Here is a 7,859-nt window from a genome sequence, read left to right on the forward strand (position 1 = left end):
GTTTTGATCGTTTTATACCGTAGTATAATTGTTTTAAGAATGTTACATTTGCACCATGAGTAAATTCGCGTTATTGACTGATTTTATTGACTTTCTTGAAAGTGAATTGCTGCTTTCCAAAGGAGAAGTCCATGCCACTGCTGAAATTCGTTCGTTACGAACTTGGGGATCACTGAACGCATTGATTGTTATTTCAAGAATCAATGATGAAACGAGTATTCTTCTCACGGCTGGCGATCTGGCTGCTTGTAAAACCGTTGCAGATCTCCATCAACTGATTGTTTCCCGCTCAAATGGCACTTACTAAATACAAAGGAATAGATATTACAGGGATTGTAAATGTTGTACCCGAAACAACAGAAGACAACCTCGATCTGGAACTGCTTACTCCGGAAGAACGTGCAGCACTGGTAAATCATACCGGCATTCGTTTCCGGAAAGTGGCACCGGAATCCCTTACCATCCGCGACTTATTTGAAAAAGCAATTGTAAAGTTGCTGGACAAGACAGGATGGAAAAAAGAGGAAGTAGATGTGTTGGTTTGTGTCACGCAATCTCCTGAAATGATTATCCCTTCCGTTTCCTGCCGTTTGCATGGCGATTTGAAGTTTCCGGGATCAACGATGTGCTTCGATATCAATTCGGGGTGTTCAGGATTTGTTTACGGACTCCATACAGTCGGTGCCTTGCTCGCTGGAATGGAAACCAAAAATGCGAAGGCGATTTTGTGCTGTGGTGACTTGTCAACTCACCTGATTAATGCAACAGATAAAAGTGTTCGGCCGATCTTCTCGGATGGAGTTGCGGCAATTGCTGTTGAACGGAATGCGGACAACAGTGAAATCACAGGGTATTTTAACCTGGAAACAGCCGGAAAGGGACAACATGCCATTGAGATGCAGAAAGAAAATGGGGGGCAGGCAATGAAACTGAATGGAATTGATGTTTTTGGATATTCGGTGAAACTGGTGCCGGAAAACATTCAAAAACTGATGGAATTTTCTCAACAGGAAATGACGTTTCCGGATGTGTTTGTATTTCACCAGGCAAATAAACTCATCAATGAATCCATTCGAAGAAAGCTGGGAATACCGGAGGAAAAAGTACCATATTCGATTACTGATTATGGAAATACGGCGTCGGCAAGTATCCCGATGACATTGGGGACAGGGTGGAAAGACGCAGAACAACATTCCGGGTGGATTGTTGTTTCCGGCTTTGGAGTCGGGTTTTCCGTTGCCTCTGCACTGATTCGTTTCAGTCCGTTGTTTTGTGAACCACCCGAAGAATACTAACAGTACTTACTATTCACCTATGAAAACACTTGATATTGTTATTCCCATCTACAGATCCAAATTAACATTGGAAGCACTGATCAACCGACTCAACGAATGGGTTGAATCAGGAGGAAACGGGCACAATGTTCGTGTCATCTTCGTGGAAGACGGAAGCGGGGACGGAACCTTCGACTTTTTGATGAGCCTGAAACCACACATACATTTTTCATTTGAAGCCATTCGTCTCAACCGGAATTATGGACAGCACACAGCAATTGCTGTCGGATTGGCAGCTACAACAGCAGATAATGTGGCTGTGATGGATGACGATTTACAACACGATCCCTTTGAGATAGATCATTTGATGAATAAACTGAATGAAAGTGGTGCAGACCTGGTGTATGGAACCTATAAAGAAAAACAGCACAATGTAGTCCGAAACCTTGCCAGTCGGATACTGAAACGAATTACCAAAAGTAAAACGGTGGATTTTAGCAGTGTTACTTCATTCAAAGTCATGCGTTCTTCCGTCCTGACCACACTTAAATACCAGTCTTCGCCGGTTATTTTTGTAGATGTTTACCTGTTGGAAAGTGCAGGAAAAGTAGAAACCTGTACCGTAAATCATGCAAAACGGGCTGCGGGCGTGTCGACCTATTCCAATCGCAAACTGATCCGGTTGACCCTGGGGATTTTCCTGTTTCATTCCTCGTTGCCTTTAAAAATGATTGTACGGATCGGGCTGTTGATGTCGATCGTTTTCTTTGGACTGAGTTGTTACTACGTGTACCAAAAACTGTTTAACGACGTGGAAATGGGATTTACGACCATCATCGTTTCCATCTTCCTGTCGACAGGGTTGATCTTGGTTTCCCTGGGAATTATCGGAGAATACATCCGGCGAATCTGGGTGCACCAAAATCACCTGGAGCGGGTCATTATTGCTGAAAAACAAACTTCATGAAAGGATTCGGAATTGAACTAAAACCACTGTCGGAAGAAACGCTGGAACTGGTGAGGAAGTGGCGAAACGACGAACAAACGTCCCGCTTTATGCAGTTTCGCGAGCCAATCACTCCGGAAGGTCAGTTGGCATGGTTCAAATCCATTGAAAAGGCGCATTACTTCGTCATGTATGTGGGCACCGTTCCGGTGGGACTGATTGATGTAAAAAAAATAGATGAAAAAAAGAAAACGGCAGAAGCTGGATTGCTGATCGGAAATGCCGATTTTGTCGGAACAGGAATTGCATTAGGTGCATCTGTTTTGCTGCTTGATTTTGCCTTCGGAGAACTTCAGTTGCACACCATAACGGCTACAATAAGTCGCCTGAACAGCGAAGCGGAACAGTACAATCAATTGCTTGGATTTGTCAGAAAACAATCAATGACTGAGTCGTTTGATACATGGGAGCTGCAACAACAGGATTATATGCGGCAACGAAAGAAATTGGTCACGCTGCTTTCATCGGTGTTGTAACGCATCCTTTTTTACCGGCAGTTGGAAGAACGGACACCACACTTTACTCAACCAACACACGAATGTAAATAGTTTGTTACCCCATCCATGGTTGAGTTTCAAAACTAAATCTTATTTTTGAAGTTTGAAATTACCAATTGGTTAATGAGAGCACTTTATTTTAAAGAAATACGCAGTTTCCTGAATTCCATTATCGGGTTCATCTTTATCTTCATTTTCCTTGTTGCAACAGGAATTTTTCACTGGATTGTACCTGGTGGAACTAACTTGCTGGAGGGGGCAGAAGCGGATTTGATTCCCTTTTTTAACCTCGCGCCGATCATGTTTTTCATCCTGATTCCCGCATTGACAATGAGGAGTATTGCTGAGGAGCGTAGAACGGGAACAATCGAACTATTGTTTACCCGTCCGATCAGCGATCTGAAAATCATTCTGGCGAAATACTTCGCGGGGATTACATTGCTTATCCTTGCTATCATTCCGACGGTGGTGTATTATATTTCAATGTATTACCTGTCACTTGAACCGGAAAAGTTTGACCACGGGGCAACGATTACATCCTACATCGGGCTGATTCTGTTGGGATCAGTTTTTGTAGCCATCGGGATTTTCTCCTCCTCGTTGACGAGCAGCCAGATTGTGGCATTTATCATTTCGATGTTCCTGTGCTGGTTATTCTTTGACGGATTAAACAGACTGGGAGCATTTAACGTTATGGGAAGTTTTGATAACGTATTGCAATATTTCGGAATGGTAAAACACTATGACGCCATCCGGAAAGGCGTTATTGATACAAGTGATATTGTTTACTTTTTATCACTCATCCTGTTCTTTATTCTGTCTGCATTGACGGTGATCAAAACATTAAAAAAATAATACACCTTATTTCGAGCCATGAGCGCAACTAATAAATACAAAGGGTTATTCAACTGGACATTGTTGCTGGTTATCCTGGTGGGAATCATTGCAGTGAATGTCATCAGTGCATTTGTCTACAAGCGGATTGACATGACGGCAGACCAGCGTTATTCCCTTTCCGAGGGGACAATTAAATTACTGTCGGATGAAAAGAAAATCTCCAACAGATTGACGATCCGTATTTACCTGGAAGGAACAATGCCTGCTGAAATCAAACATTTTCGCAATGCCATTGAAGACAAACTGAACGAATTCAAACAATACGCAGGTTCCAGAATCGAGTATAAATTCATTGATCCGAATAACGGAACGGAAGAAGAACAACAAGAATTGAAAGATCAGTTGTACAACAAAGGGAAAGGGATTTTGCCATTGAACCTGGTGTATCAGAAAGACGGCGGACAAAACCAGATTCTCCTGTGGCCGGGTGCGGTGATTAATTACGGAGGAACGGATGTAAATGTGATCCAGTTTTTACCGGGAACTCCTGCCGGCAAGCCGAATCGCTTGGAGGGGATTTCCAAATCCATTGAAAACTCGATCAACAACCTGGAATACATTCTGACAAGTTCCATCCGCCGCGCTGTTCAGACAGAAAAACAAAAAATAGGATTCCTGCAGGGACATGGCGAGTTAACTTACGCACAGACGCAGCGGGCCAGGGCATTGATCACTCCGTATTTTAATGTGGAAGATGTGACCATCGACGGACAATTGAACGCATTGGATGCATACCAGGGATTGATTATTGCAAATCCGCGAAAAACGTTTGATCCAAAAGACTTGTTTGTCATTGACCAGTTTTTGATGAAAGGCGGCCGACTGATGTGTTTTATGGATGCACTTTCTATCAACGAGGACACGCTGAACGCAAAAGGAATGGTAAATACTACCCGGATCAAAACAGGTTTGGAGAGTATGTTGTTTGATTACGGATTGAAACTGAATGAAAACTATGTAATGGACGCGCGCTGTGCCCCGAAAGGAGTTCCGTTCGCCAACCAGCCGATAATTCCATGGTTTTTCCATGTACTGGCAACACCTACGTCACACCCGATTTCACGTAACCTGGAACCGGTATCGTTGAAATATACCAGCGAAATTCAGTTTGTAAGTTCTGTACAGGCGGCATTGACTCCCATTCTTACATCGTCAACCAATTCTACTGTAACAGGACTGGCCCCGTTGGTGAGTTTAGGAATTCCATTGAATTATGGTAGTAATCCGCAGTTGGCTCAAAATCCGAACGCGGAAGAAAATAAGAAATGCCTGGCCGGATTGTCCGAAGGGATGTACCAGTCGTATTTCAAAACACGTATTGTGGATGAATACACAAGTAATCCCGATGCCAGATTTGTGACGGATAGTGAGAAAGAAGGAAAGGTTGTGTTGGTAGGAAACGGACGCTTCATTGCCAACAGGTATGATTCAATGGTGAACAATATGACGGGAAAAATGATGTACCGTCCCCTGGAATTTCCGGATCTGAGAATGGACGAGGAACTGTACCAGTTAAACATCCCGCTTTTGTTCGGAAACCAGGAATTTTTCCAGAATATGGTTGATTACGTGATGGGGGACAATTCGGTGCTGGATATTCGTAGCCGTCAGATTGATATCCGGGAAATTGACAATGCAAAAGTGCAAAGCAGTGCCGGTTTTTACAAAGTAATTAATTTGTTGATTCCTTCTTCACTCCTAATCATCTTTGCCATTGGTTTTGGCTATTTTAGAAAACGAAAATATTCGGTTAAAGCATAAGTTGACCGGAGTATTCAAACAGAAAATACGTGTATGAAAAAAGTTATTATCCTGATTGTTGTAGCTGTAGTTGTAGGATTACTGGCCTATTTCGGTTGGAAAATAGTGAAAGGATCCGGCTCGTCCGTTGAATCTGAACTAATCGAATTCGCAATTCCCGATACAGATAAAATCGACCGGGTTGTCATTACGGATAATTTCGGAAGGATAATGGACCTTCGCCGCCAAAAGGGAAGTGACAAATGGACGGATAAGGACGGAGGTTGTATTTCGCAGGAAGGAGTATTCTACATCCTGGATGCGTGTAAAAAAATTGAATTTAAAGGATACCTGACGGATAATTCAGTTGAAACGCATCGGAAAATGATGCTCTCTCAACATACCAAAGTAGAATATTTCATGAATGGGAAATGGCATAAAACATGGTATGTCGGGCCGGCATCTCCGGATCATTTAGGGCAGGTGATGTTACTTGAGTCAGCAGAGCAGGGACTTTCCGACAAACCGGTGATCATGAGTATCAAAGGAATGTACGGAATTATTGAGCCACGTTTTTATGCAGACCCGTTGAAGTGGAGATGTACACAAATCTTTGAGCTCAACCCGAAAGATATAAAAAAGGTGGATGTGAATTTTCCGCTGCAACCGGCAAGGAGTTTTTCAGTCGAGCGACTGGGGGCAGGAGATCAGTTCAGTGTGCGCCAGCAAAATATTCCGCTTCCTGCGGTGGATACACAATACGTGATGTTGTATTTGAATAAGTTTAAGAAGATTCACTATGAAATGCCGAACTATCTTCTCAATGCCACACAGATTGACAGTTTGAAAAAATCGTCCCCTTTCTGTGTGTTGAAAATTGATCTGCAGAATGGTAAATCTGAACGGATCCGCATGTTCCGTATTGCTTCGGAAACACCACAGGTAAACGAATTGGGACAACCTGTTACCTACGAAGTGGATCGATTCTGGGCGGAACTGACGAATGGAGAAATCGTAAAATGCCAGTACTTTGTCTTTGATCCGCTGACCTTGGGACACATGTATTTCCCATTGGATTTAAAGTCGCTGGATCTGAATAATTACGAAGTAAAATCTCCGGATCAGTATAAAAAATAGAAGCAACTATTGTTAATAAGTATCGGATAAAAAATAGTTGTTTTTCGCTGTTTTTATGCCGATCCTTTATAGTTTTGAATAACATTAGACAAAAAATATGAATTTTATTACATCGAGTACGGCACTTTTGAGACATCTGCAAAGCATTTCAGGTGTGTTGAGTACCAGCAATACGTTGCCGATATTGGATAACTTTTTATTTGAGATCGCTGACAATCAACTAACAATTTCTGCTTCTGATCTGGAAACCACCATGCGTACAACCATGGAAGTAGAGGCAAACGGAGAAGGTAAAATCGCCATTCCTGCCAAATTGTTACTGGATGTTTTGAAAAATTTACCGGATCAGCCGTGTACGTTCTCCATTGATTATCCGACATTCGCCATTGAAATTGCATACGATAACGGAAAATCAAAAATGGTTGGATTTAACGGAGATGAGTTTCCGAAAATCCCGGTGATTGAAAACAGTTCCTCCGTTCGTGTTTCAGGTGAGATTATCAGTTCCGCAATCAATAAGACATTGTTTGCAACAGGAAATGATGACCTGCGCCCGGTAATGAGTGGTGTTTTCTGCCAGTTTTCCCCGCAAGACATTATTTTCGTAGCAACGGATGCGCACAAGTTGGTGCGTTACCGCAGAACGGATTCATCTGCTGAAACAACATCTTCATTTATTTTGCCTAAAAAGCCGTTGAACCTGTTGCGTTCAAATGTTACATCGGATATTGAAGTGTTGATTGAATACAATGAATCAAATGCCGTGTTCTCCTTTGGAGACATCGTATTGGTGTGTCGTTTAATCGACGGGAAATACCCAAATTATGAAGCTGTAATTCCGAAGGAAAATCCAAACGTATTGATCATTGACAGAACACAGTTTTTGGGTTCCATCAAACGAGTATCGATCTTTGCCAATAAGACAACACACCAGATTAAATTAAAACTGGCGGGATCTGAGCTGGCATTGTCTGCTGAAGACCTGGATTTTTCAAACGAAGCGAATGAACGTCTGACGTGTAACTATGACGGAGAAGACATGGAAATTGCATTTAACTCTCGTTTCCTGTTGGAAATGTTGAACAACATTGACACGAAAGAAGTGAAGTTGGAAATGTCTGTTCCAAGCCGTGCAGGTTTGTTAATGCCGGCCGAAAGCACCAACCAGGACGAAGATATCCTGATGCTGGTGATGCCGGTAATGCTGAATAAGTAAAAGTTAAGTTTTTGTTGACCAGTCCTAAAAATAGTTGACAGGTTAATAAAGCAAAACTACATTAAAGTCTCGAGTTTCTGAAACTCGAGACT

At 42.4% G+C, this 7,859-nt stretch carries 8 protein-coding genes; all 8 read left to right on the plus strand.

Going from position 1 to position 7,859, the window contains the following annotated elements:
- Positions 1-55 precede the first annotated feature (55 nt).
- The 8 genes from H9Y05_RS13935 to dnaN all read left to right on the plus strand — a co-directional run bounded on the left by H9Y05_RS13935 (position 56) and on the right by dnaN (position 7,767).
- Entirely contained in the window at positions 56-307 is a 252-nt protein-coding gene (locus H9Y05_RS13935; RefSeq protein ID WP_163491535.1) for a hypothetical protein, read from the plus strand.
- Positions 294-1,295: a 3-oxoacyl-ACP synthase III family protein gene (locus tag H9Y05_RS13940; RefSeq protein ID WP_216714632.1), complete on the plus strand. Its 1,002-nt coding sequence runs from the start codon at positions 294-296 to the stop codon at positions 1,293-1,295. The genes H9Y05_RS13935 and H9Y05_RS13940 overlap by 14 nt, the downstream gene beginning before the upstream one ends.
- Before the next feature lie 19 nt (positions 1,296-1,314).
- Entirely contained in the window at positions 1,315-2,241 is a 927-nt protein-coding gene (locus H9Y05_RS13945; protein ID WP_163491533.1) for a glycosyltransferase, read from the plus strand.
- On the plus strand, positions 2,238-2,756 hold the full coding sequence (locus H9Y05_RS13950) for a GNAT family N-acetyltransferase (RefSeq protein WP_163491532.1): 519 nt from the start codon (positions 2,238-2,240) through the stop codon (positions 2,754-2,756). The genes H9Y05_RS13945 and H9Y05_RS13950 overlap by 4 nt, the downstream gene beginning before the upstream one ends.
- A gap of 144 nt (positions 2,757-2,900) precedes the next feature.
- A complete protein-coding gene (locus H9Y05_RS13955) occupies positions 2,901-3,632 on the plus strand; it encodes an ABC transporter permease subunit (protein ID WP_163491531.1) in 732 nt (243 codons plus the stop codon).
- A gap of 18 nt (positions 3,633-3,650) precedes the next feature.
- Positions 3,651-5,435: a GldG family protein gene (locus tag H9Y05_RS13960; protein WP_163491530.1), complete on the plus strand. Its 1,785-nt coding sequence runs from the start codon at positions 3,651-3,653 to the stop codon at positions 5,433-5,435.
- 33 nt (positions 5,436-5,468) lie between these two features.
- Positions 5,469-6,551 carry a hypothetical protein gene (locus H9Y05_RS13965; RefSeq protein ID WP_216714633.1) on the plus strand — a complete coding sequence of 361 codons (1,083 nt, stop codon included), beginning with the start codon at positions 5,469-5,471 and terminating at the stop codon, positions 6,549-6,551.
- 97 nt (positions 6,552-6,648) lie between these two features.
- Complete coding sequence (gene dnaN, locus H9Y05_RS13970; RefSeq protein WP_163491528.1) at positions 6,649-7,767, plus strand: DNA polymerase III subunit beta; 1,119 nt, start codon at positions 6,649-6,651, stop codon at positions 7,765-7,767.
- Positions 7,768-7,859 lie beyond the last annotated feature (92 nt).

The sequence above is a fragment of the Taishania pollutisoli genome (assembly GCF_014518315.1).
Lineage (GTDB): Bacteria > Bacteroidota > Bacteroidia > Flavobacteriales_D > Crocinitomicaceae > Taishania > Taishania pollutisoli.

Coding starts and splice junctions, on each gene's coding strand:
- H9Y05_RS13955 (WP_163491531.1), top strand. CDS start 2,901: ATGAGAGCACTTTATTTTAAAGAAATACGCAGTTTCCTGAATTCCATT.
- H9Y05_RS13965 (WP_216714633.1), top strand. CDS start 5,469: ATGAAAAAAGTTATTATCCTGATTGTTGTAGCTGTAGTTGTAGGATTA.
- H9Y05_RS13935 (WP_163491535.1), top strand. CDS start 56: ATGAGTAAATTCGCGTTATTGACTGATTTTATTGACTTTCTTGAAAGT.
- H9Y05_RS13960 (WP_163491530.1), top strand. CDS start 3,651: ATGAGCGCAACTAATAAATACAAAGGGTTATTCAACTGGACATTGTTG.
- dnaN (WP_163491528.1), top strand. CDS start 6,649: ATGAATTTTATTACATCGAGTACGGCACTTTTGAGACATCTGCAAAGC.
- H9Y05_RS13945 (WP_163491533.1), top strand. CDS start 1,315: ATGAAAACACTTGATATTGTTATTCCCATCTACAGATCCAAATTAACA.
- H9Y05_RS13950 (WP_163491532.1), top strand. CDS start 2,238: ATGAAAGGATTCGGAATTGAACTAAAACCACTGTCGGAAGAAACGCTG.
- H9Y05_RS13940 (WP_216714632.1), top strand. CDS start 294: ATGGCACTTACTAAATACAAAGGAATAGATATTACAGGGATTGTAAAT.